Annotated in this window: 24 protein-coding genes; 5 read left to right on the forward strand and 19 right to left on the reverse strand. The window is 42.4% G+C overall.

Features of this window, described 5'->3' with window-relative positions; genetic code table 11:
* Positions 1–67: 67 nt before the first annotated feature.
* The 9 genes from BLW16_RS01195 to BLW16_RS01235 form a co-directional block, all read right to left on the reverse strand.
* Positions 68–1,144 carry a FecR family protein gene (locus BLW16_RS01195; protein WP_090554369.1) on the reverse strand — a complete coding sequence of 359 codons (1,077 nt, stop codon included), beginning with the start codon at positions 1,142–1,144 and terminating at the stop codon, positions 68–70.
* A 428-nt stretch (positions 1,145–1,572) separates the two neighbouring features.
* On the reverse strand, positions 1,573–2,157 hold the full coding sequence (locus tag BLW16_RS01200) for an RNA polymerase sigma-70 factor (RefSeq protein ID WP_175470451.1): 585 nt from the start codon (positions 2,155–2,157) through the stop codon (positions 1,573–1,575).
* A 236-nt stretch (positions 2,158–2,393) separates the two neighbouring features.
* A complete protein-coding gene (gene trxB, locus BLW16_RS01205) occupies positions 2,394–3,362 on the reverse strand; it encodes a thioredoxin-disulfide reductase (RefSeq protein WP_090554372.1) in 969 nt (322 codons plus the stop codon).
* 110 nt (positions 3,363–3,472) lie between these two features.
* Positions 3,473–4,099, reverse strand: a complete 627-nt coding sequence (locus BLW16_RS01210; protein WP_090554374.1) for a toxin-antitoxin system YwqK family antitoxin — start codon at positions 4,097–4,099, stop codon at positions 3,473–3,475.
* Positions 4,100–4,119: 20 nt separating this feature from the next.
* Positions 4,120–5,748: an acyl-CoA carboxylase subunit beta gene (locus BLW16_RS01215; RefSeq protein WP_090554375.1), complete on the reverse strand. Its 1,629-nt coding sequence runs from the start codon at positions 5,746–5,748 to the stop codon at positions 4,120–4,122.
* A gap of 298 nt (positions 5,749–6,046) precedes the next feature.
* Positions 6,047–6,631, reverse strand: coding sequence for an LOG family protein (locus tag BLW16_RS01220; protein ID WP_090554377.1), 585 nt, complete (start codon positions 6,629–6,631; stop codon positions 6,047–6,049).
* A 93-nt stretch (positions 6,632–6,724) separates the two neighbouring features.
* Entirely contained in the window at positions 6,725–8,194 is a 1,470-nt protein-coding gene (guaB, locus tag BLW16_RS01225; RefSeq protein ID WP_090554378.1) for an IMP dehydrogenase, read from the reverse strand.
* A 147-nt stretch (positions 8,195–8,341) separates the two neighbouring features.
* A complete protein-coding gene (locus BLW16_RS01230) occupies positions 8,342–9,616 on the reverse strand; it encodes a M16 family metallopeptidase (RefSeq protein ID WP_090554380.1) in 1,275 nt (424 codons plus the stop codon).
* The gene (locus tag BLW16_RS01235) at positions 9,609–10,853 is read right to left on the reverse strand and encodes a M16 family metallopeptidase (protein WP_090554382.1); all 1,245 of its coding nucleotides are present in this window, start codon (positions 10,851–10,853) and stop codon (positions 9,609–9,611) included. The genes BLW16_RS01230 and BLW16_RS01235 overlap by 8 nt, the downstream gene beginning before the upstream one ends.
* 176 nt (positions 10,854–11,029) lie before the next feature.
* Here BLW16_RS01235 and mqnC point away from each other — a divergent pair, with 176 nt between their 5' ends.
* Positions 11,030–12,154 (forward strand): cyclic dehypoxanthinyl futalosine synthase, encoded by a 1,125-nt coding sequence (mqnC, locus tag BLW16_RS01240; RefSeq protein WP_090554383.1) that lies wholly within the window; start codon positions 11,030–11,032, stop codon positions 12,152–12,154.
* A 403-nt stretch (positions 12,155–12,557) separates the two neighbouring features.
* Here the strand turns inward: mqnC and BLW16_RS01245 are convergent, their stop codons facing one another.
* Both BLW16_RS01245 and BLW16_RS01250 read right to left on the reverse strand, forming a co-directional pair.
* The gene (locus BLW16_RS01245; protein WP_090554385.1) at positions 12,558–13,391 is read right to left on the reverse strand and encodes a ferritin-like domain-containing protein; all 834 of its coding nucleotides are present in this window, start codon (positions 13,389–13,391) and stop codon (positions 12,558–12,560) included.
* Positions 13,392–13,401: 10 nt separating this feature from the next.
* Positions 13,402–14,115 (reverse strand): ferritin-like domain-containing protein, encoded by a 714-nt coding sequence (locus BLW16_RS01250; protein ID WP_090554387.1) that lies wholly within the window; start codon positions 14,113–14,115, stop codon positions 13,402–13,404.
* A gap of 165 nt (positions 14,116–14,280) precedes the next feature.
* Here BLW16_RS01250 and BLW16_RS01255 point away from each other — a divergent pair, with 165 nt between their 5' ends.
* From BLW16_RS01255 to BLW16_RS01270, 4 genes are all read left to right on the forward strand, one after another.
* Positions 14,281–15,060 carry a LytR/AlgR family response regulator transcription factor gene (locus BLW16_RS01255; RefSeq protein ID WP_090554388.1) on the forward strand — a complete coding sequence of 260 codons (780 nt, stop codon included), beginning with the start codon at positions 14,281–14,283 and terminating at the stop codon, positions 15,058–15,060.
* Complete coding sequence (locus BLW16_RS01260) at positions 15,050–17,983, forward strand: sensor histidine kinase (RefSeq protein WP_245735097.1); 2,934 nt, start codon at positions 15,050–15,052, stop codon at positions 17,981–17,983. Before BLW16_RS01255 ends, BLW16_RS01260 begins: the two co-directional genes overlap by 11 nt.
* Positions 17,984–18,401: 418 nt before the next feature.
* A complete protein-coding gene (locus BLW16_RS01265) occupies positions 18,402–18,605 on the forward strand; it encodes a hypothetical protein (protein WP_090554391.1) in 204 nt (67 codons plus the stop codon).
* A gap of 68 nt (positions 18,606–18,673) precedes the next feature.
* Complete coding sequence (locus tag BLW16_RS01270) at positions 18,674–19,795, forward strand: N-acetyltransferase (RefSeq protein WP_090554393.1); 1,122 nt, start codon at positions 18,674–18,676, stop codon at positions 19,793–19,795.
* 9 nt (positions 19,796–19,804) lie between these two features.
* On the opposite strand, the gene BLW16_RS01275 is transcribed toward BLW16_RS01270, so the two are convergent.
* The 8 genes from BLW16_RS01275 to mce all read right to left on the reverse strand — a co-directional run bounded on the left by BLW16_RS01275 (position 19,805) and on the right by mce (position 25,565).
* The gene (locus tag BLW16_RS01275; protein WP_041884843.1) at positions 19,805–20,134 is read right to left on the reverse strand and encodes a helix-turn-helix domain-containing protein; all 330 of its coding nucleotides are present in this window, start codon (positions 20,132–20,134) and stop codon (positions 19,805–19,807) included.
* A 30-nt stretch (positions 20,135–20,164) separates the two neighbouring features.
* Positions 20,165–21,517 (reverse strand): UDP-N-acetylmuramate--L-alanine ligase, encoded by a 1,353-nt coding sequence (locus tag BLW16_RS01280; RefSeq protein WP_090554395.1) that lies wholly within the window; start codon positions 21,515–21,517, stop codon positions 20,165–20,167.
* The gene (gene prmA / locus BLW16_RS01285; RefSeq protein WP_090554396.1) at positions 21,514–22,356 is read right to left on the reverse strand and encodes a 50S ribosomal protein L11 methyltransferase; all 843 of its coding nucleotides are present in this window, start codon (positions 22,354–22,356) and stop codon (positions 21,514–21,516) included. The genes BLW16_RS01280 and prmA overlap by 4 nt, the downstream gene beginning before the upstream one ends.
* On the reverse strand, positions 22,356–23,117 hold the full coding sequence (gene tpiA / locus BLW16_RS01290) for a triose-phosphate isomerase (RefSeq protein WP_090554397.1): 762 nt from the start codon (positions 23,115–23,117) through the stop codon (positions 22,356–22,358). Before tpiA ends, prmA begins: the two co-directional genes overlap by 1 nt.
* Positions 23,118–23,238: 121 nt before the next feature.
* Positions 23,239–24,408, reverse strand: coding sequence for a putative sugar nucleotidyl transferase (locus BLW16_RS01295; RefSeq protein WP_090554398.1), 1,170 nt, complete (start codon positions 24,406–24,408; stop codon positions 23,239–23,241).
* A 128-nt stretch (positions 24,409–24,536) separates the two neighbouring features.
* The gene (locus BLW16_RS01300) at positions 24,537–24,785 is read right to left on the reverse strand and encodes a type B 50S ribosomal protein L31 (protein WP_090554400.1); all 249 of its coding nucleotides are present in this window, start codon (positions 24,783–24,785) and stop codon (positions 24,537–24,539) included.
* Positions 24,786–24,868: 83 nt separating this feature from the next.
* Complete coding sequence (locus tag BLW16_RS01305; protein WP_090554401.1) at positions 24,869–25,156, reverse strand: hypothetical protein; 288 nt, start codon at positions 25,154–25,156, stop codon at positions 24,869–24,871.
* Positions 25,149–25,565, reverse strand: coding sequence for a methylmalonyl-CoA epimerase (gene mce, locus BLW16_RS01310; RefSeq protein ID WP_090554403.1), 417 nt, complete (start codon positions 25,563–25,565; stop codon positions 25,149–25,151). Before mce ends, BLW16_RS01305 begins: the two co-directional genes overlap by 8 nt.
* Between the last annotated feature and the right edge of the window lie 72 nt (positions 25,566–25,637).

The following is a 25,637-nucleotide window of genomic DNA, read 5'->3' on the forward strand; positions in this document are numbered from 1 at the left end:
CCCGCATGTTTGCTAAGTTGAAATTTTTCTCATATGATCTGGGTTAGTTTATAGTTATGGTTTGTTGTCAGTAGATTCTGATATTGGAATCCGTGATAGCGTAATTAAATTTTTCTGTTAGCTGCAAAGCTTTGAGTGCTTCGCCGATATTTTCTTTTTCGATTATTCCTGTAAATCTTAATTGTTTTGCGCTTTCACTATCAAAGTTGATATCCACGTTGTACCATCTTTCCATACTTCTGGCAAGGGTTGAAAATTCTTCATTTTTGAAAGTGAGTTTATTATCTGTCCAGGAGGTTTCTATGATTGTTGCATGATCAGCTTTAAAATAGGTAAGCTGTCTCATCGCAGTGGTATGATCTGTATTGGTTAGTGCGTTCCTTCTATTATCATTACGAGGGTTTCTAAATACAAGTTTTTGTGATGGCTTTAAATAAATCTGTTTTGTTGACGAATGATTTAACATTACCGTAATGGCACCACGTAATAAAGTAGTTTCAGTAACGTTTTCATTTGAATACGCTTTCACATTAAATGTTGTTCCCAGTACTTTAATGTCCATATCCTTGGTATGTATAATAAAAGGATGGGCGGCATCCTTGCTCACATCAAAAAAAGCTTCCCCTATCAGAAAGACCTCTCTTGTCGAATCAGAAAATTTAGCAGGGTACTCCAGCCTGCTATCGGCATTCAATCTGATTTCAGTTCCGTCCGTTAAAGTAAAAACCGAACGCACTCCTTTTGGAGTTTCCTTAATGATCAGTTCTTTCCGGTAAGTAAAGTAACTATGGAACACAAAGAAAGTATAACATGCGATCAACAGGCCCGAGGCCGCTTTGGTCACCCAGTTGAATGAAGGAGTAACCAAAAGTTCATCATCTATAGTATCAATATCAGTTGTATCATCCGGGGCATCCTCTTCACCTGTTTCCCCATCTTCTATCTTTTGCTGTATGCGTTTAAAAAGGGCAGCACTATCGTATTCCTCCTTATGGCTGTTTGACCAGTAGGCGCGCAGCAGATCCTCTTCATTTCTGTCGTAAAATGGCTCTCCCCGTAAGTAGATTAATTCGCGCTTTTCATCCACTGTGATTTCTCCAGTCAGATCTTTGGTAAGCAACTCAATAAACCTATCTTTTTCCATTCAGTATTTTTTTAAGAGCGTTCCCTTATAAGACACGGATCTTTTATCAAATGCTTACAGGTTCTTAAAATAAAATTCAACAGGATAGTGTGTTTTTAACACTTACTTAAGTTTTTAGGAAGGATAATGCGTCAGACGCCGGTTTTAGCAGAAAAAAGTGGAGATTATCCTGCTATTTAAAATGAACAATCATTAAAAACCGGAAAATCATCCGATATTTTATTCATATCTGATATTTAAAGTGCGAAAATATATAAGTCACCATATATTTTTAATCCCGGATGCTTTAAAAAAGAGAAGATTTTCTCATTTTAAAAATAAGGTATTGTATATGAATGCTGTCTGCTGCTGAAGGGCAGCCTTTATATGGGATAATGGATTTGAAAGATTCCTCACAGATCCTGAAAAGTATATAGTATATATATGTATTATACGAACTTCGATATAAAGTTCTTCACCGTAAGGTAGGGTCCCATTTCCTTACTCAATTTCTTCATTGCCCTCAGGATCTGGGTCTGCACGGTTTTATGCGAAATATTCAGGATCTCGGCAACCTCCTTATACCTCATCCCGTCTTCCTTTACCAGCTGGAATATAATTTTACATTGCTGCGGAAGTGTGTCAATTGCCTGATCAAGTTTAAAGAACAGTTCTTTTCTTTCTATCTCGGCCTCGGGATCACTATAAGCTATAAGCTGGCTATGGCTATCTTCAATCTGCACCAGCTGAACAGCGGCATTTTTTCTGAGATAATTCAACGCCCTGTTTTTTACCGAAATAAAAATATAGGTTTCCAGGTTCTCCACCTCAGTCATCTTCAGTCTCTGGTTCCATAAAGTGACAAATACATCGGCAACTATTTCTTCAGCGATTTCTTTTTTGTTAACGTATAACTCGCAAAATTTTATCAGTCTGGTATTAAAAATAATAAAGAACTGTTCAAATGATTTATGATCATCAGAAAGGGCTATTTTAGTCCATAAGTTCTTTGTATCGAGTCCTTTTTCTATCAAAATAACGTTGTTAAATCGTTTTAATCATTTTGCAAAATGAATTTATGATTAATAAATTGTAATACAAACATTAACCGGCATTTACTCAAATTGTATCGGCGAATTGACTTAAATATTGCAAAAGAAAAGCCTTAGCGCCCGGCCAAAGTAATATTAAATAAATTAGGCCTGCTGGTTGAACTGCAGGCCCAATTATTGGTAAGTTTTAAGCTTTTAACGTTAAAACGTGCAAAAACTTAAGATAGTACTTTTACTTCATCTTCCTTAGCTGCCAGATAACGTTCAGCATCCAGTGCTGCCATACAGCCTGAACCTGCAGCAGTAATTGCCTGGCGGTAATAGTGGTCCTGCACGTCGCCACAGGCAAAAACACCTTCAACATTTGTTTTTGTTGAGCCCGGGATGGTTTTAAGGTATCCTGTATCATCCATTTCCAGCCAGCCTTTAAATATATCCGTATTGGGTTTGTGCCCAATGGCCACAAAGAAACCTTCTACTTCAAGATCTGATTCCAGATCTGTCTGGTTATTGTGAATCCTCAGGCCTGTTACATTCTTTCCGTTCCCCAGTACTTCCCTGGCTTCTGAGTTATAGATCACTTCTATATTGGGCGTATTCAGTACGCGGTTCACCATCGCTTTGGAAGCCCTGAACTCATCACGGCGAACAAGCATATAAACTTTTTTACACAACTTGGCAAGGTATGTTGCTTCCTCGGCAGCAGTATCTCCTGCACCAACAATCGCTACATCCTGTCCCCTGAAGAAGAAACCATCACAAACGGCACATGCCGAAACGCCAAAACCATTGTAATGGGATTCACTTGGCAGGCCCAGCCATTTTGCAGTGGCACCTGTAGAGATGATCACGGTATCAGCGGTGATGGTTTTGATCTCATCTACGACCACTTTATGTGGCATCGATGAAAAATCTACTGAGCTCACATATCCAAAACGGATATCTGTTCCAAAACGTTCGGCCTGCTTACGGAAATCTTCCATCATTTCAGGCCCCATTATTCCATTAGGGTATCCGGGAAAATTATCGACATCTGTCGTTTGCGTCAGTTGTCCGCCGGCTTCCATACCCGTATATAATACTGGTTTCAGGTCTGCTCTGGCAGCATAAATTGCAGCCGTATACCCAGCAGGGCCCGAACCAATGATAAGGCATTGAACATGTTCTATTTCTTGAGTAGTATCCATAATCTAATTTCTATGATAACTCTGGCAGCATTTACCGATTTGAAAGATGCCCGGGTCATTTACATACAAAAATAAGCTTTAATATGGGATGCGCAAAAGGTTAGCCCTTCTTAATTTACATTTTTACGCTGCGCTTGCTTATCCCGGAGCTTTTTGCCCGTCAGCGAAGAAACCAGCTTGTCACCGGCATATTCATCCTCCTGTTTCCCGCCTTTCATCACCCAGGTGCCGTTTTTCTTTCCCGCCACGTAAGCGCCTGAAATCTGTACCTTGCCGTCATTATCGTATAACTGGTAAAGTCCATGTAATGCACCCATGATATAGTTTGCCATCTCTTTAACTTTCCCGTCAGCATAAAAGCTAAGCCACTTTCCTACACGCAGTCCGTCGAGATATTTGCCGCTGAGGGCAACAAACCTGGCCCTGCCATTAATTTCATAGCTGAGGTTCTGGTAATTATTGTCAGGAGTGATCCATTCATAGTAGACGAAATTACCATGAGGCACCTGCAAACTGTCGTCTTTAAACGTGCCCGAGGTGAGCAGGACGCCATCAAAATCGAACTTTTTAAAAGTATAAACACTATCTCCCTCTACCTTACCAAAAACCGCATAGGATATCGCTTTCGTTGAATCTGTCACGATACGGTCCTTGACATCCAGTAAAATCGTTTTAACCTGGCTATATGCGTTTAAGCCGCCAAAAAGAAAAAGGAAACAAATGAGTATTCTCTTCATAATAAGGTCAAATTTAGCAACTAGGTCTGGATAATTCCGACATTGAATTGTCTTTTTATTGGCGACTGATTAGCGGCTTCTATCCCCATAGAGATCACTTTCCGTGTTTCCAGCGGATCAATGATTCCGTCTACCCATAACCTTGAAGCGGCATAATATGGAGTGGTCTGCCTGTCGTACCTTTCAGTAATTTCCTTCAGCAGTTCTGCTTCCTTTTCCGGGTTGACCATCTCCCCTTTTGATTTCATGGCAGCAGCCTGGATCTGCAGTAATGTCTTTGCTGCCTGCGAACCACCCATTACGGCGATCTTAGCGGTAGGCCAGGCATAGATCAGTCTGGGATCATAAGCCTTGCCGCACATGGCATAGTTTCCTGCACCATAGGAATTTCCAACAACAATCGTGAATTTTGGGACTACCGAGTTTGCCACGGCATTGACCATTTTCGCGCCGTCCTTGATGATGCCCCCCTGTTCAGACCGGCTGCCGACCATAAATCCGGTTACGTCCTGTAAAAACACCAGCGGGATCTTTTTCTGGTTGCAGTTCATAATGAAACGGGCAGCCTTATCTGCACTATCTGAATAGATCACGCCCCCAAACTGCATTTCTCCTTTTTTTGATTTCACTACCTTGCGCTGGTTGGCCACAATCCCTACTGCCCAGCCATCTATCCTGCCTAAGCCGCAGATGATACTTTGTCCGTATTCCTTTTTATATTCTTCAAATTCAGAATCATCCGTCAGGCGGTAAATAATTTCATGCATATCATATTGCTTTTCCCTGTTTTCGGGAAGCAGCCCATAGATTTCCTGTGGATCAAGTTTTGGCGGTGCCGGCTTGATCCGGCTGAAGCCCGCCGATTGCGGCTCACCAAGCATGCTCATGATATTGCGGATGCTTTCCAGACAAGCCTGGTCGTTCGGGTATTTATAATCCGTAACGCCTGATATTTCACAGTGTGTGGTGGCACCGCCCAGGGTTTCGTTGTCCACATCCTCGCCGATTGCAGATTTTACCAGGTAAGATCCTGCCAGAAATACTGAGCCCGTCCCTTCAACAATCATCGCCTCATCGCTCATGATCGGCAGGTATGCCCCTCCGGCAACACAGGAACCCATAATTGCAGAGATCTGCACAATTCCATCGGCAGACATCAGGGCATTGTTCCTGAACATTCTGCCAAAATGCTCCTTATCTGGAAAGATCTCGTCCTGCATCGGCAGGTAAACACCGGCACTGTCCACCAGGTAAATCACCGGCAGGCGGTTTTCCATTGCAATTTCCTGTGCACGGAGATTTTTCTTGGCTGTCATCGGGAACCAGGCACCCGCTTTAACCGTAGCGTCATTGGCAACGATTATGCACTGGCGCCCAGAAACATAACCGATACCGCATACTACTCCCGCAGCCGGGCAGCCGCCCTGGTCAACATACATGCCTTCCGCAGCAAAAGCCCCGACTTCCAGAAATTCTGTATCTTTATCTATCAGGTAAGTGACACGCTCCCTGGCCAGCATTTTACCCTTTTCCTTTTGTTTAGCCGCACTTTTTTCCCCACCCCCTTTATATATCGTTTTTAGCCGGGTTTTTAGTTCGTATACCAGCTGTTTATTAATGTCTTCGTTCTTGTTAAATTCGATATCCATGGGGGCAAGATAGAAGTATTCTGTGAAATTACAGAAAACAGAATATAAATTTCGGGGGACTAAATAAGGCTTATTGTATGTTTTACACACGATAAACGGATATCAAAAGCCACGCTCTTCATACGATATTATGATGTATAAAAATGCACTTAACACGTTTTACAACTTCTTTAAAAAGAGATTTGACATCAAAATAAAAAGGAGGCTCAACTACGTTAATCCTCCTGACATGAAAAGTTTTTCGTAAGATAATTATATCACACTAATACTGATATTAGTTATAAATTTTTCAGCCTCTTTAGATCAGGTCCCTGTCTTTGAACCAAACGGAATCAGGCACCGCTTTGAAAGCTTTCATTTTTTCAAGAAGGACAAGCGGATCATCGGCATTGATCACCAGGTCTCTGTTGTGCTGCTTCAGCATCCGGTGTGCTACCATTACATCCATCTGCGCAAATAAGTGATCATAGAAACCACCTACATTTAGTATACCGATCGCTTTATTATGCAGACCGAGCTGCAACCAGGTCAGCACTTCAAAAAACTCTTCGAGGGTTCCAAAACCACCCGGCAGAATAATAAAACCGTCAGCAAGATCAGCCATTTTCTTTTTGCGTTCATGCATGTTTTCGGTAACGATCAGCTCAGTTACTTCCGTATGCCCAACTTCAAGATCAAGCAGGAACTGCGGGATCACGCCTGTCACCAATCCTTTATTTTTCAGCACTTCATCAGCAATGATTCCCATCACGCCAACACTGCCTCCACCATAAATCAGACGGATCTGCTGTTCAGCAAAAGCTGCTGCCAGTTCTTCTACTGCTTTACGCAATACAGGATCGCCATTGAAATTGGCGCCACAATAAACACAAATAGATTTCATTGATTGAGGTATTAATTTGCTATAAAAAAGAAAAAGATCATTTTAACACCCTGAAGATGCCAAAATGATCTGATATATCAGACGTAAAAAATATTAACGTGAATAATTTGGTGCTTCTTTAGTGATAGAGATATCATGCGGATGGCTTTCTCTCATACCAGCAGCGGTAATGCGGACAAATTTAGCTTCCTGCAACTGTACAATCGTTGCAGCACCACAGTAATGCATCCCTGCTCTGAGGCCACCTATATACTGATAGATCACTTCAGCCAGTGTGCCTTTGTAAGGAACACGGCCAACAATACCTTCAGGAACAAGTTTAGTTACTACATCCTCATCGTCCTGGAAATAGCGGTCTTTAGATCCTACCTGCATCGCCTCTACAGAACCCATACCACGGTAAGATTTGAACTTACGCCCTTCATAGATGATCGTTTCACCTGGTGATTCCTCTACTCCTGCGAACAGCGAGCCGGCCATGATCGAGCTCGCTCCAGCTGCCAGTGCTTTAACAATATCCCCCGTTTGTTTGATACCACCATCAGCGATGACAGGAATTCCAGTTCCTTTCAGTGCCTGCGCACATTCATAAACCGCATATAGCTGAGGTACTCCCACACCTGCTATGATCCTTGTGGTACAGATAGACCCGGGTCCGATACCTACTTTAACGGCATCAGCACCAGCGTCGGCAAGTGCCCTGGCGGCATCAGCAGTAGCAATATTACCAGCGATCACCTGTAAGTCAGGGAAACGCGCCTTAATGGCTCTCACCATATCAATCACACCTTTTGAATGTCCGTGTGCAGTATCAACAGTAACCACATCCACACCGGCCTGAACCAGGGCGGCAACGCGGTCAATATTGTCAGCTGCAACGCCCACAGCAGCACCTACTCTCAGGCGGCCGCGTTCATCTTTACAGGCTTTAGGGTAATTTTTATATTTCTGGATATCCTTAAAAGTAATCAGTCCGGCAAGATGGCCTTCTTTACTGATTACAGGAAGTTTTTCAATCTTATAGTCCTGCAGAATTTCTTCAGCCTGGATCAGTGTAGTGCCTTCAGGGGCAGTGATCAGATTTTCACTGGTCATCACCTCAGATACTGGGCGCTGCATGTTCTTTTGAAAACGCAGATCTCGGTTAGTGATAATACCTACAAGTTTATTGTCATTGTCAATCACAGGAATACCTCCTATTTTGTATTTGGTCATGATCTGGAAAGCATCCGCAAGTACCGCATCGGCACGAAGGGTAACCGGATCCTGGATCATTCCGCTTTCAGAGCGCTTTACTTTGCTGACTTCATCAGCCTGGCGCTCAATGCTCATATTTTTGTGCAGAATACCAATACCTCCTGCCTGGGCAATGGCAATAGCCAGCCCCGCTTCAGTAACGGTGTCCATTGCAGCAGAAACTATCGGGACATTTATACGTATTTTTCTGGTCAGGTAACTTCCGGTGTCAACATCACGGGGAAGTACTTCAGAGTAGGAAGGAACTAACAATACGTCATCGTACGTCAGGCCTTCAGCAATAAATTTTTGGGGATCGAGTTGCATAGCAAATAATTAGGAGTTATTACTTGCCGGGCAAAGGTAAACAAATTATTGCCAATCCGAAATAGTTTTCATGAATAAGACGAATATGAGGCGAAACTGACAATGAAAAAGCAGTACTGGCCTGCCTGAGCCAAGCCAGTACATTAGTTATTTTTTGCCTACAATGACCTTTGTAAAATCTGCAGTATTCAGGTATTTATTGGCCAAAGCCATCATCTCCTCAGCACTGATTGATTTCACTGTTTTGATGTAGTTATCATAGTAATCATAGCTCAGTCCGGAGAAATAAATATTCTTAAACTTATCTGCATGGGAGAAGGCATTTTCTAAGCTGCCCAACATAGAGCCAAGCATATAACTTCTTACCAGATCCAGCTCTTCGGCCGGAACCAGTTCCGTTTTTAACAGATCGATCTCTTTTTCAATTTCATTTAGCGCACTGGTACAAACATCTGCACCTACCTCTGTGGCAATGAAGAAATATCCCGCATCCTTCATGGAAACGATGGCGGAGCCGATGCCATAAGTATAGCCTTTATCTTCACGGATATTGGCCATTAAACGGGACCCGAAATATCCGCCCAACAGACAGTTCAACACCTGGAAGGCAGGGAAATCAGCATGTGTTCTGTTGACGCTTCTGAGTCCCATTCTGATGGCAGACTGTATAGCATCAGGGCGTTCAATAAAAATCTCCCCGGTTACTGATGAGCTAAAGGAGAATACGTTAACAGCAGAGGGTGTGCTGTTGCTCCATTCTTTTCCAAAGGTTTTATTCAGGATAGCAAATTCGGATTCTTCAAATTTACCCGCGACAAAAATCGTACAGTTTTCGGGTTTATAAGCGGCACTGAAATAACCCGTTAATTCCTCCCTTTCTATAGCCTGGTAATCTTCCACCTCAATATTGGAACCGTATGCAGTATTACCAAAAATAGCATGGGCAAAGTTTTTCCTTGCAATGAAATCATTCTTCTGCAGGCTCACCTTCAGGGACTGCTGCTGATTTTGTTTGAAAATATCCAGCTCATGCTGAGGAAAGATGCTCTCATTCAAAACAGACCATAAAATGGGCAGTACGGCTTCAAGATGTTTGTTTAGCGTATATACTTTGATGCTGGACTGGTCTGCACCATAATCAGTTTGTAAAAAGGCACCGTAATAATCTACCTTGTCGGCAATTTCCCTCGCCGTCAGCATTTTGGTTCCGTTATTGATCAGGTGGCTTACAGCGATCGCCTGCAAAGGATGGGCTTCTGTCCAGTTCACATTTTCAAACACCAATTCTATCCGAACGAGTTCCTGTCTGCCTGCATTGATGGTAAAAACCTTAATCCCGTTATCCAGCTCCTGTTTTTTAGGGGCAATAAAATTTATCTCGTTTACCTGTTTTGATTCAGGTATTAATGTACGGTCAAGCATTGTTGGAAATTAAATAATATAAAGTTGAACATTGCTCTCTCACGAAAGTCTTCTTTGCAGCATTTTGGATCTTAACGGCGTCTACAGCAAGGTATTTGTCAATCTCTGTATTCAGGTCTGACGCATCGCCCAACAGCTCATAATAAGCCAGGTTCATTGCTTTATCCAGCAGGCTCATCTCGGCGAATACCATAATGGACTCTGATTTATTCTTCACTTTCGTCAGCTCTGTTCCGGTTACTTCCTCACCGGCGATCTTGTTCAGCTCAACCCAGACTGCGGCTTCAGCATCCTCCATACTTACCCCTTCACTTAGTTTCCCCTCTACTATGAATAGTCCCTCATCCATACTGCTGGTAATATAGGCATGAATATCACTGAACAACTGCTGGTCTTTCAGCAGGCTATTGTAAAGCCTTGATGACTGTCCCTGCGAAAGAATATCGGCCAGCAGGTCATAGGCCTGGTAGTCTGCATCCCTGCGGGCGGGCATCTTAAATGCCATATAAAAAGCATTTAGCGGTACATTGGTAATAACGGTTTCCTTACGTTCAACCGTTTGCACGGACTCTTTGGGTAAATCCCTCAGGTATTTGTCGCCGGAAGGAATCGGGGCAAACCATTTTTCTGCCAGCACCTTCACATCTGCAGTTTTCACGTTCCCGCCCACAACCAGAATTGCATTCTGAGGGTTATAGTGTTTTTTAAAAAATGCCTTTACATCCTCCATCGACGCATTTTCAATCTGTGCAAGGTCCTGTCCTATCGTAGCCCAGCGGTAAGGGTGTTTCTGATAGGCCAGAGGCCTCAGTTTAAGCCATACATCACCATAGGGCTGATTGAGATAGCGCTGTTTGAATTCTTCACAAACCACATTGCGCTGTGTTTCAAGACTTTTTTCAGAAAATGCAAGGCTCAGCATGCGGTCACTTTCCAGCCAGAATGCGGTTTCGATATTGGTGGCAGGCAGGGTGATATAATAATTCGTTATATCATTGCTGGTGAAAGCATTATTTTCTCCACCTACCCTTTGCAGCGGCTCGTCATAACTCGGTATATTTACTGAGCCTCCAAACATAAGGTGCTCAAAAAGATGTGCAAATCCGGTTTTACCCTCTTCTTCATCCCTGGCTCCAACGTCATATACGATATTTAGAACTGCCATAGGCGTTGTATCATCTTCATGTACCAGTACACGAAGGCCGTTAGCTAGTGTAAAACGATTAAAATCTACCATAAAAAAATATAATTCCGCCAAATATAAGAATAATGATTTAGGCTAAATGTGCTAATTATTCAACACAATCTGAATACCTGTCCGGCACAAAAAAATAGGGGTTGCTAAATGCCCGTTACTATAAATGTGATATTATTGTGAAGCAATTACAAAAGAACTTATGGTATATTTGCTATATGAACACTGCCGAATTACTAGAAAGGGCGCTCCGCTTTGACTTCTTAACAAAAGAAGAAGGTGTATTTCTATACCACAATGCTGCAACCGCCGAACTGGCATTTGTAGCCAATGAGCTGAGAAAAAAGCAAGTACCAAGCGGTAAGGTGACATGGCAGATAGACCGGAATGTGAATACCACCAATGTGTGTATTGCCAACTGCAAGTTTTGCAATTTCTTCAGAAGACCCGGGCATGAAGACAGCTATATTACCGATATTGAAACCTATAAAGTAAAGATTGAAGAAACTTTCCGCCTGGGGGGCGACCAGCTGCTCCTGCAGGGCGGCCATCACCCGGACCTGGGATTAAATTTTTATGCCGACCTCTTCAGGAAACTGAAGGAGCTTTATCCGGATCTTAAACTACACGCGCTTGGCCCGCCGGAAATTGCGCACGTAGCCAAACTTGAAAAGATGTCACATACCGATGTGCTCAGTGCATTAAAGGCTGCAGGCATGGATTCTTTACCCGGTGCCGGTGCAGAGATCCTCAATGACCGGGTACGCCGTCTGATCTCCAAAGGAAAATGCGGTGGACAGGAATGGCTTGACGTCATGCGTGCTGCCCATCAGTTAGACATTACGACATCGGCAACAATGATGTTCGGCCATGTAGAAACCATTGATGAACGTTTCGAACACCTGATTTGGATTAGGGAAGTTCAAAGTGAGAAACCTGAACAGGCCAAAGGATTTTTAGCCTTCATTCCATGGCCTTTTCAGGATGACGGAACTTTGTTGAAACGGCTCAGGGGTATTACCAATGACGTTTCAGGAGATGAATACATCAGGATGCTGGCACTCAGCAGAATTATGCTGCCCAATATTAAAAATATACAGGCCTCATGGCTTACCGTAGGAAAAAATGTTGCCCAGTTATGCCTGCATTCCGGTGCAAATGATTTCGGATCGATCATGATTGAAGAAAACGTGGTTTCTGCTGCTGGTGCACCACATCGGTTTACGGCCAGAGGGATTCAGGATGCAATCAGGGAAGCCGGATTTGAGCCACAGTTAAGAGGTCAGCAGTACAATTACCGTGATCTTCCTGAACAGCTGGAAGAACAGGTGATCACATATTAATATATAGTATTTCACGTTCCGGAGGGATTTTGTAAGTTGAAAAAGGCTTGTATTGTACAAGCCTTTTTTTGCAACTGATTTTCTCCCGGATTTTCTAAACAAGCGTACCCTTTTCACCCTGCCTGGCCATCATACAGGGATACCATACCTTTGCACTCTGCTTTTCCACCATGCTACAGGACCAGCTTAAAAAAATGAATTGTTGTTTCGATGCCTTCTCGGCTACGCTACAGCAGCCGGCAGCATCGAAACAACAATTCATTTTTTTTGGCAAAGCCAGATAACCTTTAAGCTCCCTGAAAATCGCACATCAAACAGGGAAAACCCAAATCACAACACGGCTTAAACGCAAAAAAGAGGAGAGCAATTGCCCTCCTCTCCCATTTTAAACCTAAACAAACTATTATGATTTGATAAATAACGAAGCAATAGCAAGCACATCTGCTTTTACTAAAAACTCGTCAAATGATTCTGTAGCCGCAGCAGTAGAAACTCCCAGGCTTGGGATATTGACACCCGCCTGAACCACATTGTCTTCACCTTTATATACGGCGTCCACTTGTGGAACGCCACTATCATTTGCACCAGTGATCCATGGTTTCAACGCAGTAACACCTCCGCCGGCAGGAGCTTTACGCATCTGACGGATATGCGAAGCATGGCGTGCCTCAACAGAGTGGATCTGCAGGGCAGTCTGCAATACGTCAGGGGCGCTCATTAAACTAGGCGCCTGGCCTTTGTAAGCCCTTACCCCTGTATCTTCAAAAGCCTGTGCAACGGCAAGGAAGGTAGGATAACTGCTAAATACTGTAGGGAACGTATTCTTGGCAGTATAGTCAAAATTTGCAGCTGTAAATGCTACCGGGGTACCTCCCGAAGCTGTGATTGCTCCTTTTAACAAGTTAACGTGGGCCAGCTCGTGATCACGGATGGTAGTAATCGCAGCTACTGCAGGAGTACCTGCCGGAATAAGTCCTGCCGTGGTAAGGCCTGTCTGATAAAAATTATACTCAAGATATTCAAGCGTAAGCGCGAAATTCAGCACGTCTATTACAGTTGATGTACTTTGACCATATGCTTTTTTAAACATAGAACCCAGGGCAAGAGGAACAGCAGCTACGGCCATTTTTGATCCAAAGCTATAAAATTGTTTCATCGCTGCCCTGCGCGGACTTAAGCGTTCATAGACTTCGCCATCTACTTTTTCAATTTCGTCTAATATGTTGATGATATTCATGATTTCTTAATTAAGATGGTAAGTTAGATCCGTTAATTTTAGTTTTGATAAATGCCGATGCAATGGTCAGTACTTCTGAAGGTGTTCTTGCTTTATCCAATCCATTTGCATCAATTACTTCAGAATTGGCAAAAGTTCCATTTTCTATCAAATCACGGATCAGTGCAGCATGCCTTGCTTCAACTGAAACGATTTTGCCGGCAAGCACTAAATAATCTGCGCTTTTAATCAGTTTACCAGCACCATTGTAGGCAGATACACCAAGATCTTCAAATGCTTTTGCCGTTGCCAGCACACTTGCCCTTTGTGTAAAATCAATAGCACTGAAATTCACTTCCAGACCTATAATAGCATTAGCAGCCAAGGCTTTTTTAAAGAATTCTCTGTGTGCAAGTTCATGATCTCTGATATCGGTTAACAGCGAAAGTTCAGTCGCCGTAATACCTGAGTATGGAGTTTTTACTACCGCATCATAAAATGCAGCTTCGAGTTGCTCAAGCGCATAGGCATAGTTAAGAATACCCACATCACCAGATCCCAGGTTTACACCTCCAAGTCGGGTACCTTCACTGCCGTCATCTTTTTTACATCCGGCAGCAATTAAAGCAATACCTGCGGCACCTGCTCCTGCGTATTGAAGGAACGACCTGCGCTGTAAAGTCGCGGTGAGAATGCCGCTCTCTTTATGCAGCACTTCCTGATCTTCTTGTTGAAAATTTTTCATAAGGTAGATAATTTAAAATTTTATTGTTGGTTCGGTTAAATAATTATTGTATGAGTCTTTAGCCTCACATACGAGGGAAAAAATCATCCGGTTTTAGGTGTTTAAATAAAAATTCTTAAGTCCTTCATTTTTTTTAATAAATTCACCATAAATAAATAGCTGCCTGTGCTCAATGTAATTATAGTTGATGACGAAGAATTTGCGCGTTCTTCACTTTATTTTCTCTTGCAGGAAAACTGTGAAAATGTGCATATCTGCGGCATCGCGAAATCTGTCGGTGAAGCCAGGGAACTGCTCGCAAATTTTGATGTAGACCTCATCTTTTTAGACATCGCCATGCCCGGAAAAAATGGCTTTGAACTCATTCCGGACGCGAAAGATAACCATGCACAAGTGGTTTTCACCACCGCTTTTGACCAGTATGCATTAAAGGCAATTAAGGCAAATGCGCTGGACTATTTACTGAAACCAATAGACATCGACGAGCTGAAAGAAACGGTAGATAAAGCCTCGAAAATGATCCGGTACAGTGACCAGGAAACGGACAAAAAAGAGCGCCTGAAAAACCTGTCAACAGCACTGAACGAGGGTGCAGAAATCCGTAAAATAAGTCTTCCGAACGGACAGGGTTATACCCTTATCGGGCTGAATGAGATCATCAGAATCGAGGCTGACAGCAATTATTCCGTATTTCACCTGGCGGACAGGGAGAAGATTACCGTATCGCGGGTGCTGAAAGAATATGAAGAAATCCTGCCGGAAAACCAGTTTGTGAGGATCCATAAATCAAGTATCGTAAATTTAAACTACCTGAAGGAGTACAATTCCAGGAACGGACTGGAAGTAGTGCTGAAAAATGGAGAGAAAATTGCAGTCTCCCGCCGGAGGGCAAGCATCTTTACGGAGAAAGTTAAATTATACACCCGTCTTACAAGTGAGAAATAAAATCAGAATTTTCCGCTTATATCTCATCGCAGGCCTCTTCTCCTTTTGCGGATACAGTTACGGGCAAACCACCTTTGTCAAACATTTCAGCACTAAAGACGGCCTGCCCAGCAACAGCTGTTATTATACCCTGCAGGATAGGAAAGGTTATATCTGGGTGGCTACGGATGCCGGTGTATGCAGGTTTGATGGTAAAGTTTTTGAAACCTTTTCCATAGACGACGGCCTGCCGGACAACCAGATCGTGAAACTTCATGAAGACCGGCGCGGAAGGATCTGGTTTTCGGCACTGAACGGCCAGCTCAGCTATTTTTATAAGGACAGGATCTTCAATGAAAAGAACGACAGATCGCTTGCATTACTGAATTTCAAAAGTATAGTGATCTCCTTCTTTGAGGATGGCAGGGGGAATATGTGGTTTGGAACCAATAAAAACCTGCTGGTAAAATGGGATGGAAAATCAATAAAAAAATATATTTCGGCCGATACAAACAGCCAATTCATTGCCACAGTTGTATATGAAGACAGGCTGGGGCGCATCTGGGCCAGCAGCGCAAACTGTCTGCATGTTTTCAATGGCACAACCTTCATCAGGGTACAACACCTGAGCAATCTGCTCTCCTTCAAAACGGCATTAAACCTTCCGGATAAAACGATGCTTCTTCTGGACAGCAAAGGGTTAAACAAAAGAGACGGAGGCCGTCAGAAACTGATCCTGAAGATCGATACTGCACTGCTCAAAAATAATCCGGGTTATTTTTATACTGAAAACCAGCAGGATCTATGGCTCAGCAACAACGCCGGCGTCTACTACGTCGATAAACATGGCCATCAGCGTCAGTACCTTTCAAATGTGATGACCAACCAGGTTTTCAAAGACAACAGGGAAAACATGTGGTTTACCACCAACAATGGCATTTATATGCTTCCGAAAAAATCGAAAAGGATATATGTGGTAGACCAGACCCACGGTTTAACCAATAATGGCATCAAAAGCCTGATGAAAGACCACTTCAACCGGCTTTGGCTGGGGATGGACAATGGGACCATCAACATCCTCAGCATTCCGGGTTATACCTTAAGCTGCGTTAACCTGCCGGATCACCGGTTCAGTGCGATCAAACAGATGGCGACGGATTCCAGTGGAAAAACGGTCTTTTTCGCTTCCGATTATGGTCTGGGAATGCTGCACGATGATGGCAAACGGACCGGACAGCCAACCTATCTCCACGAAGCAAATCATTACAATTTCGTTTTAAAGAATTTTAGCATCAGCAAAAACAATCACCTGGCACTTGCACTTTCCTCGGGAGTGGTGATCATCAATGATCCCCTGCATGATTTTTCTTTTTCGTCCTCCGCTCATAAAGAAGGACAAAATTTCTTCAGCGGCCGCGCCTACCGCGTTTTCTATGATAAAGATCAGCAACTCCATTTTTCCAATAGCCAGGGTTATTCCGAATTCTCAAAGGGTAAATTAGTTCACATTTCCCGGAAAGACGGGTTGCTGAACCAGCGTATTAATGACATGGCAGAGCTGCCGGACGGAACAATGGTGCTGGCAACCGACGGTTATGGGCTGATCTTCTACCGGCAGAACAAAATCATCCGCCATATCACCAGGGATAACGGCCTGGCAGGTAACATCTGTAAAAAGCTGTTCGTGCGGGGAGGTTACTTATGGGTAGTGACAAACAATGCCGTAAACCGGGTATTGCTAAAGGATAATTATCCCGTGGAATCATTCGATTTTACCAACAGCATGCTTGATAACGATGTAAATGAGGTGTATATAGACAGGGATACCGCCTATTTTGCAACCAACCACGGTTTAATTTACTTTGCCAACAGTCCGTTCGACAAAACGCAGGAGGTGCCAAAAGTACTGATCTCCTCTATTCTCAATAACAAAAAGCCACTCAGTCCTGACGCTACCTTTAGCCTCGCACCAGCGGACAACAACATCACTTTCTATTACAGCGCGATCGACTTCCAGAACAATAACATTTTGTACCGGTACAGGTTAAACCCGAACAGCAGCTGGACGGAAACCAGGAGCAGGCGGCTGGAATTTTCTTCACTGGAACCCGACAATTACACTTTTGAGATCAGTGCAAGAACAAGCAACAGTCAATGGAGCAAACCCGTAGGCGTCAGTTTTATCCTGAAAGCCCATTTCTGGCAGTCGTTATGGTTCATGATCCTGCTGCTGCTGCTTGCCAGCTTTAGCTTTTATAAGATAGCCGTCATCGTTACCAAACAGCAAAAGGACAAAGACCAGCAGCGGCTTTTATTAAAAAACAGGATATTAATGCTGGAACAGCAGGCTTTGCAGGCCATGATGAACCCCCATTTCGTATTTAATGTGATGAACTCCATTCAGCACTATATCAATACCAAAAACACCTCCTCCGCCAATAAGATACTCACAGGTTTTGCCCGGCTGATCAGGAAAAACCTGGATATCTGTACCAAAAGTTTTATCTCCCTCGAAGAGGAAATTGAATACCTGACACTCTATCTGAGCCTGGAAAAGATGAGGTTCGGGGAGAAGTTCAATTATACCTTCAGCATTGCTGAGGATATAGATCAGGATGAAACGATGATCCCCTCTATGATCCTGCAGCCCTATATTGAGAATGCAATATGGCATGGGCTGATGCCAAAAGAAGAAGGGGGCAGCCTGGTCATACTGATCAATCAGCATACACCTGGTTCACTGCTGATCCAGATCACAGATGACGGGATAGGAATTGACAATTCATTGCGTATAAAAAATGAAAAACATCACAGTAAAGGAATGAGCCTCACCCAGGAACGCGTGAACCTGATTAACCAGATCGAGGCTTATCCGATACAGATTACCATCAGACAGAACGGTGTTTCGGGCACTACGATCTCTATTTTGGTACCAAACAGATAGCACTTTACCGTTTACTCAATTATTCCTACCACTTACTAACTATAATTCATTTCAGATTAAATTTGCATTAAACTTGTTATAGATATTAAAGCAAACAAAGTTTGCAAAATCGTTCTTATAGAATTGACAAAAGATATTTTTTCACCTAACCTAAAACTTATCTCAATTCAGGTTTCATTTGTGTGTTAAAAGTGGTAAAGTTAAACTTTACCACTTTTTTTTTGTTCAATAAATTCCGTCTGACCAGCAAGAAGTTAAAGATCCGGGAGAGAATTTTGAAAATAGTTCTTTTTTTAAAATGCTTTTTATGTTATTTTTGGTAGCGCAAAAAAATCAATAAAAACAGCCCGCAGTGCTATTTAAAAGATTTTTGTATTTTTAACTTATCAATAAATTCTGGCAATTTTATTTTAGACAAATGACAAATCCAAAAAAATCCGTTAGGAAAGATTCATTAGATGATCAGACGCAGGACAAGGAAATGACTGACGATAATTCTTTTGATCCCATTGAGAAGAAGAAGACATACGACGACGATGACGACGATGATTTTGACCTGCCACTGGATGACCTAGACACTGATACCTTCGACGACTTTGATGATGATGACGACAACTACTAAATAATCATACCACCCCATATACAGCATCTTAAACCAAGATGCTTTTTTATTTAAAATCTACCCGTTCAATGCAAATTATTCCCGTTTCCGGTTCACAGACCAAAAAAGAGTTTTTAAATGTTACCCATTTTATCTATAAGAATGATAAAAACTGGATCTGTCCGCTGGATCAGGATGTAGAAAAAACATTTGACCCGGGTAAAAACCCGTTTTTCAAACATGGTGAATGTACGCGGTGGATCCTTAAAAATGACTCCGGACAAACGATAGGCAGGGTTGCGGCATTCATCAACCAGAAAAAAGCTTACCATTATGAACGGCCCACCGGTGGCATGGGTTTTTTTGAATGCATTGACGACCAGGAAGCCGCATTCCTGTTATTTGACACGGCACAGTCATGGCTTAAGGAAAAAGGTATGCTGGCCATGGACGGCCCCATCAACTTTGGGGAGAACGACACCTTCTGGGGCCTGCTGGTGGAAGGCTTCACTCCACCTTCGTATGGCATGAACTATAATCCAGCCTATTACCAGGCCTTTTTTGAGAATTATGGATTTGTAACCTCCTATCAGCAGATCACCAACCACCTGGCCGTAAGAAATCCTTTCCCCGAACGCTTTACCAAAATTGCCACATGGGTATCAAATAAACCGGGTTATACGTTTGAGCATTTCTCCAAGAAAAATGCAGACAAGTATGTGAAGGACCTGATGGAGATTTACAATGATGGATGGAAAGATTTTGAGAACTTTGTTCCGATCAGAAAAGAGACTCTCCAGGAGAGTTTCAAACAGATGGAGACCATAATGGATGAAAAGTTGATTTGGTTTGCTTATTTGAACGGAGAACCAGCTTCCTTTGTAGTGATCATCCCGGATGCAAACCAGATGATCAAAGATTTTAAGGGAAAGCTTGGAATAATTGAAAAACTAAAATTTGTTTACCGCAGATGGAAGGGCGTAAACAGGATGAGAGCGATTGTAATGGGAACGAAAACTGCTTACCAGAAGCATGGCCTGGAATCGGCCTTATTTATCAAACTCAAGGAGTATGTTTTGCCAATGGAGCAATATGATGAACTTGAGCTTTCGTGGGTGGGAGATTTTAACGATAAAATGCTTTCTATTCATGAAGCAACAGGTGCCACTTTTGGCAAGCGGCACCTTACGCTGCGTAAATTGTTCTCTTAAAAGAAAGTGCTATTTTTCTCTGATCTCTTCGTAAAGATCGATTACTTTTTTCTGAAGCTTGATGATCTCTTCTTCTCTTAAAGAAAGTTTCGCTTTTAAGTTGTTAATCTCTTCGAAATTAACTGACTGAGGGTTTTCCCCTTCTTTAGAGATGATGTCCATTGTTGAAACTTCAAAAAGGTTAGCGATTTGAGCAAGTCGTGAAATGTTGATGTCTGTAATTCCAGTTTCAATCTTAGAAAATGCAGGAATAGAGATGTTGAGTCTTTTGGCTACTTCGCCCTGGCTCCAGCCATTTTTCTGGCGAAGCTGTCTGATGTTCTTACCGATAATGTTCATTTTTATAAATTTAGGTGTGTTTTGTTCATTTTAAATATTCAACTCACGTGCCAATTTGATTAAATCCATCCCTCCGAAGTTGCCTGAACTCATCAGCAGCAAGTTGGTATTCTTAAAATTCAAGCCTCTCAAGTATTGCTCAAGAGTATTGGCATTATCAAAAAAAGTAAGCCGATCGTTGTTAAACGCTGTTCGAACATCTATTTCAGTGAATGGAATAATTTTTTTTTGTTGAAATGTCTTTTCATCAATATATACGATAGGATTATCTGTCTGGATCATCGAATCCGCATATTGTAGTAAAAATTTTTTATTTAAACTACTAAATGTGTGTAATTCTATACATGCAACTAACTTTCTTTCCTCAAATTGTGACTTTACTGCCTCAACTGTTGCTTTAAGCTTTGATGGCGAGTGCGCAAAATCTTTGAAAACGCTTGTATTATTTTCAGCAAATAACAGCTCCAGTCTTTTTGCAGCCCCTTTAAACGAAACTATTGCCTCGTTAAAGTCATCTTCATCTATGCCAATCTCTTTACAAACCAATTTCGCAGCACTTAAATTCATCAGATTATGGTCGCCAAAAACTTTCAGCGGCAAATTCTGCGGTAGCAGATATGTTAACCCTAATTTAACGTTATGTGCCGGAATTTCGTACCCTATTTTAGTAACTTCGCTGTTATTATTTTCAACAATATTACGTAATTCTTTATCAGTCTCACAATAGATTAATTTTCCACCCGGCGTAATCGTCTCAATAAATGCTTCAAATTGAAGCATATATTCCCCAAAAGTAGGAAAAACATTAACATGATCCCAGGCCACCCCACTAATTACTGCAATATTTGCCTTATAAAGATGAAATTTCGGTCGCCTGTCTATCGGAGAAGCTAAATATTCGTCCCCTTCAATAATGATCACGGGCGCAGACGCTGTTAGCTTTACCATCGTATCAAACCCTTCCAGCTGGGCACCCACCAGGTAATCAAAATCTTTTCCCTGAAAGTTAAGCACATGCAGGATCATGGAGGTGATGGTTGTTTTACCATGGCTGCCTCCGATCACTACACGGAGCTTATCTTTGGATTGTTCATAGATATACTCTGGATAAGAGTAGATCTTTAATCCAAGCTCCTGTGCACGCAATAATTCGGGGTTATCAATAAATGCATGCATTCCCAGTATGACAGCATCCAGGTCTGCCGTAATCAGCTCAGGATGCCAGCCCATTTCCTGTGGCAGAATCCCGAACCGGGCCAGTCTTCCGGCCGATGGTTCAAAGATCATATCATCAGAGCCGGTTACTTTAAAACCTTTTTTATGAAGGGCTATCGCAAGATTATGCATTGCACTTCCGCCAATAGCAATAAAATGTATCCTCATTCCAGTTTTTTAAAATGTGCAGCTACCCAGTCACCAATTTTCTGATGGTCACAATAATTTATATTTAAAGCTTTGCAGGCATCGGTGATCATATCCAGATCCGGAGATTCATAAAATCCGCTGAAATAAATATCCCCCCCGTTTTTTAGTACCCGGGCGTAGACAGGGATCTGATCAAGGAGAATATTGCGGTTAATGTTTGCCAGGATGATGTCAAACTCACGTTCAGGGATCACATCCTTACCGCCCCACAATGCTGTGATCGTATGGATATCGTTCAATGCCGCATTTTCCAGGGCGCTTAAATAACATACTTCATCATTATCTATCGCTACCAGCTCCTTTGCACCTTTCTTTGCGGCCAGGATGGCAAGAATTCCGGTTCCGGCCCCCATATCCAGGATCAGTTTGCCGGTAACATCAGCATTAAGGATATACCGCATCATCATGGTGGTGGTTTGATGATGCCCCGTGCCAAAGGCCATCTTCGGGTCTATCACAATCTCGTAGCGGTACTGAGGCTGAGGGGAATGAAAAGTTGCCCTTACATAACAGCGCTCATCAATGATCAGCGGCTCAAAGTTCTTCTCCCATTCCTCGTTCCAGTTCTCCGCTGCAATCTCAGTAACGGTATATGCATACTCAAATTCATCTTCAAACTGAATCATTGCATCAGTCAGGTTGTACTGACTGTAACTTTCCTGATCTATAAAGGCCGAAAAGCCATTTTCTGTGTCTTCAAATGTATTGAATCCGATTTCGGCCAGTTCATTGATCAGGAGATCTTTCTGATATTCGTGGATGCTGACAAAACTAAATGTGACCTGTATATATTGCATTAAGCATTAAATGTTTTAACGATGTCCGCAAAATCACGTGATTTTAAAGAAGCCCCGCCAATCAGTCCGCCATCAATATCTGTTTGTGCGAATAATTCCTCAGCATTTTTCGGGTTACAGCTTCCGCCATACAAAATAGAAGTTTCTTCTGCAGCTGCTGCATCATAGTGTCCTGCAACTTCGGCACGTATAAAAGCATGCACTTCCTGGGCCTGTTCAGCAGTAGCCGTTAATCCTGTTCCAATAGCCCAAACCGGCTCATAAGCAATCACCACCTTTGCGAAATCTTCAGCGCCTAAAATGAAGAGGCCATTCACTAACTGTGACTTCAATATTTCAAAAAAGTTACCATTGTTTCTTTCATCCAGAGTTTCACCGATACAAAAGATAGGGGTTAAACCATTAGCCAAAGCGATTTTTGTTTTTTCAGCAAGTAAAACGTCACTTTCAGCAAAATATTGACGACGTTCTGAATGCCCGATAATTACATATTCACAGCCTGCAGATTTGATCATCTTCGCTGAAATCTCGCCGGTAAAAGCGCCACTTTCACTCTGGTGACAGTTCTGGGCACCGATTTTAACTGTTTCTCCACCAAGTTTTGCCAAACTGTTCAGGTGGATGAACGGAGCACATATAACAGCAATCTGGTCGCCTTTTTTCTCATCTCTCACGATGTTAACGATTTCTGAAAATAAAGAAATACCCTCTGTGTAGTCCGTATTCATTTTCCAATTTCCTGCTACAATTTTCTTTCTCATAATTAATCTATTGTTATTTCTGTTGTATATTTAACTAAACGGTATTTTTATATGATTTAATATTACTAAATCCATCGGATTACACTAAATAGGTGCTAAAGTAAAAAACTCTGCATTAAGATTACCTATAAATTTTCGTTAATTCAAAAATACTTGACAAGATATCTTTTTCTATTTGATTAAATTCAATATTTCTCCGCCCAAATACTTTTTCTGTAGTTTCAAACATCTTACTGAGATTATAAACTAAAATTTCTGGTGTTGCCCCCCATGAAAAATCGGGAATAAAATTAGGCGGGTAACCGGCACCGAAAACATTTGCGCCTACGCCAACCACTGTACCTGTGTTAAACATGGTATTGATCCCGCATTTTGCATGGTCGGCCATGATCAGCCCACTAAACTGCAGTCCTGTGTTCCGGTAAGATCCCTGATCGTAATCCCACAGTTTGACATCCGCATAATTATTCTTAAGGTTCGAATTATTACTGTCGGCCCCGATGTTACACCACTGCCCCAATACAGAATTGCCCAGGTACCCTTCATGGCCTTTAGAAGAATATCCCCAGATCACTGCATTATTAATTTCTCCCCCTACCCTGCTGTATGGACCAATAGTTGTCTGTCCGTATATCTTACTTCCCATTTTTACCTGTGAATTTTCACATAATGCAAAAGAGCCCCTGATGTGTGATCCTTCCCATACCTGTGAATTCTGACCGATATATACCGGGCCATTCAGGGTATTGAACGTAGAACATTCTGCTGCTGCCCCTTCTTCAAGAAAGATCTGGTCGCCCAGCACGGTATTGGTGGAACTCAGCGGGGCCGAAGACCGTCCTTTGGTAAGCAGCGCAAAATCAGCCTTTAGCTGTAGATCATTATTTCTGAAGATATCTTCAGGATGAATAAGATGTGTAAATGAGCTGTTATAAATTACAGGACGGAGATCAGCAGACCGGGTAAGGCTGGATGCCTCCCCTGCATGTACCTTGTAGGCAAGGACAAGCGTATCCTTTAGCAGCACCTCCCCGGTGCTGAGATCGGCGATTGCAGCAAAAAGAGTTTCATCAGGACATACGGCACCGTTCACAAAGGTATCTGCATCAGTATGCGGGGCATACCTGGCCGAAAGGTAATCTATAGTGAGGTATCCCGGAACATGCCCTGCATACCTTGCCCATTTATCTGCTATGGTCAGGATTCCCAGGCGCAGGTCAGCAACCGGCCTTGTAAAGGTAAGCGGACGAAGGGAAGACCAGGAACTATCGTCAAATAAGTTAATCTTCATATGCTGTTATCATGAACTTATCCCGTTTCAGCCGCGTAACTGCCGGCTAATGGCATAATCGACAAAAATAAAAAAAGTCCCGGTGCTTACGCTCCGGGACTTTAAAATAATTTCCTATATGGTTACGATTATTTCTTAGCGTAACGTGTTTTGAATTTATCAATACGGCCAGCAGTATCTACCAGTTTCATTTTACCGGTGTAAAATGGGTGAGAGGTGTGGGAGATCTCTAATTTATATAGAGGGTACTCATTACCATCTTCCCAAGTAACAGTTTCTTTAGTATCTACACAAGATTTAGTTAAGAAAGAGTATTCGTTAGACATATCTTTAAATACTACGAATCTATAGTTTGATGGGTGAAGATCTTTTTTCATATGAATTTATACTTATTTGTCGCTTATTTTGAAGGTTGCAAATATCCTAATTTTATTTTTTATATACAAGAATTAATGAAAAATTATGTACTATACTTTTTCCAGGTTTCTACTTTCTGTTTCTGCCGGCTAAGGTATTCATCTGCAATCACTTCTGCAGAAGGCAACTCAGAGCAGCTTAGCAGCAGGAATTTCAGCTTTTCCTCGTCCACATCCGCCCGGTACAATATATTCATCATTTTTGAGATGTCATTGTCCAGCAGCCAGGAGAAAGCATGGATCATTTTCTGCCTGATCAGTTCCTCAGGCATCTTATCCTCCAGTTCAAAGTCCTTTCCAATCATTCTGCTTAATGCACTCAGGTCATCCATTTGCTTCTGCTTTAATTTCCTGACATAACTCTACCAGCACCCCGTTTGTTCCCTTAGGATGCACAAAACAGATCAGCTTATTGTCGGCACCAACCCTGGGTTCCCCGCTTAAAAGCACGAACCCCTTGTTCTTTAATCTTTCCATTTCTTCATAGATATTGCTCACCTCAAATGCAATATGGTGGATGCCTTCCCCCTTTTTCTGAATAAAAGCAGCAATGGGACTGTCTTCCTCCGTTGCGGCCAAAAGCTCTATCTTATTTTCCCCGGTAAGGAAAAACGCAGTTGAAACACCTTCTGAAGCAACCAGTTCCCGTTTGTAAGCAGCAACACCCAGCAGCTTTTCATACAGGTCACAGGACAGATCCAGGTCTTTCACCGCAATGCCAATATGTTCTATTTTATTCATCTCCGGTCATAAGGTTAAGAAAATGTAAAAATGCATGTTTTCCCATTGGGTTCATAGGGATGAATTGGAATT

The sequence above is a fragment of the Pedobacter hartonius genome (assembly GCF_900107535.1).
Classification (GTDB): Bacteria; Bacteroidota; Bacteroidia; order Sphingobacteriales; family Sphingobacteriaceae; genus Pedobacter; species Pedobacter hartonius.

What these genes read in the sequence shown, in the direction of transcription:
- BLW16_RS01195 (WP_090554369.1), bottom strand. Translation starts at nt 1,144, where the DNA reads ATGGAAAAAGATAGGTTTATTGAGTTGCTTACCAAAGATCTGACTGGA.
- trxB (WP_090554372.1), bottom strand. Translation starts at nt 3,362, where the DNA reads ATGGATACTACTCAAGAAATAGAACATGTTCAATGCCTTATCATTGGT.
- BLW16_RS01210 (WP_090554374.1), bottom strand. Translation starts at nt 4,099, where the DNA reads ATGAAGAGAATACTCATTTGTTTCCTTTTTCTTTTTGGCGGCTTAAAC.
- BLW16_RS01215 (WP_090554375.1), bottom strand. Translation starts at nt 5,748, where the DNA reads ATGGATATCGAATTTAACAAGAACGAAGACATTAATAAACAGCTGGTA.
- BLW16_RS01220 (WP_090554377.1), bottom strand. Translation starts at nt 6,631, where the DNA reads ATGAAATCTATTTGTGTTTATTGTGGCGCCAATTTCAATGGCGATCCT.
- guaB (WP_090554378.1), bottom strand. Translation starts at nt 8,194, where the DNA reads ATGCAACTCGATCCCCAAAAATTTATTGCTGAAGGCCTGACGTACGAT.
- BLW16_RS01230 (WP_090554380.1), bottom strand. Translation starts at nt 9,616, where the DNA reads ATGCTTGACCGTACATTAATACCTGAATCAAAACAGGTAAACGAGATA.
- BLW16_RS01235 (WP_090554382.1), bottom strand. Translation starts at nt 10,853, where the DNA reads ATGGTAGATTTTAATCGTTTTACACTAGCTAACGGCCTTCGTGTACTG.
- mqnC (WP_090554383.1), top strand. Translation starts at nt 11,030, where the DNA reads ATGAACACTGCCGAATTACTAGAAAGGGCGCTCCGCTTTGACTTCTTA.
- BLW16_RS01245 (WP_090554385.1), bottom strand. Translation starts at nt 13,391, where the DNA reads ATGAATATCATCAACATATTAGACGAAATTGAAAAAGTAGATGGCGAA.
- BLW16_RS01250 (WP_090554387.1), bottom strand. Translation starts at nt 14,115, where the DNA reads ATGAAAAATTTTCAACAAGAAGATCAGGAAGTGCTGCATAAAGAGAGC.
- BLW16_RS01265 (WP_090554391.1), top strand. Translation starts at nt 18,402, where the DNA reads ATGACAAATCCAAAAAAATCCGTTAGGAAAGATTCATTAGATGATCAG.
- BLW16_RS01270 (WP_090554393.1), top strand. Translation starts at nt 18,674, where the DNA reads ATGCAAATTATTCCCGTTTCCGGTTCACAGACCAAAAAAGAGTTTTTA.
- BLW16_RS01275 (WP_041884843.1), bottom strand. Translation starts at nt 20,134, where the DNA reads ATGAACATTATCGGTAAGAACATCAGACAGCTTCGCCAGAAAAATGGC.
- BLW16_RS01280 (WP_090554395.1), bottom strand. Translation starts at nt 21,517, where the DNA reads ATGAGGATACATTTTATTGCTATTGGCGGAAGTGCAATGCATAATCTT.
- prmA (WP_090554396.1), bottom strand. Translation starts at nt 22,356, where the DNA reads ATGCAATATATACAGGTCACATTTAGTTTTGTCAGCATCCACGAATAT.
- tpiA (WP_090554397.1), bottom strand. Translation starts at nt 23,117, where the DNA reads ATGAGAAAGAAAATTGTAGCAGGAAATTGGAAAATGAATACGGACTAC.
- BLW16_RS01295 (WP_090554398.1), bottom strand. Translation starts at nt 24,408, where the DNA reads ATGAAGATTAACTTATTTGACGATAGTTCCTGGTCTTCCCTTCGTCCG.
- BLW16_RS01300 (WP_090554400.1), bottom strand. Translation starts at nt 24,785, where the DNA reads ATGAAAAAAGATCTTCACCCATCAAACTATAGATTCGTAGTATTTAAA.
- BLW16_RS01305 (WP_090554401.1), bottom strand. Translation starts at nt 25,156, where the DNA reads ATGGATGACCTGAGTGCATTAAGCAGAATGATTGGAAAGGACTTTGAA.
- mce (WP_090554403.1), bottom strand. Translation starts at nt 25,565, where the DNA reads ATGAATAAAATAGAACATATTGGCATTGCGGTGAAAGACCTGGATCTG.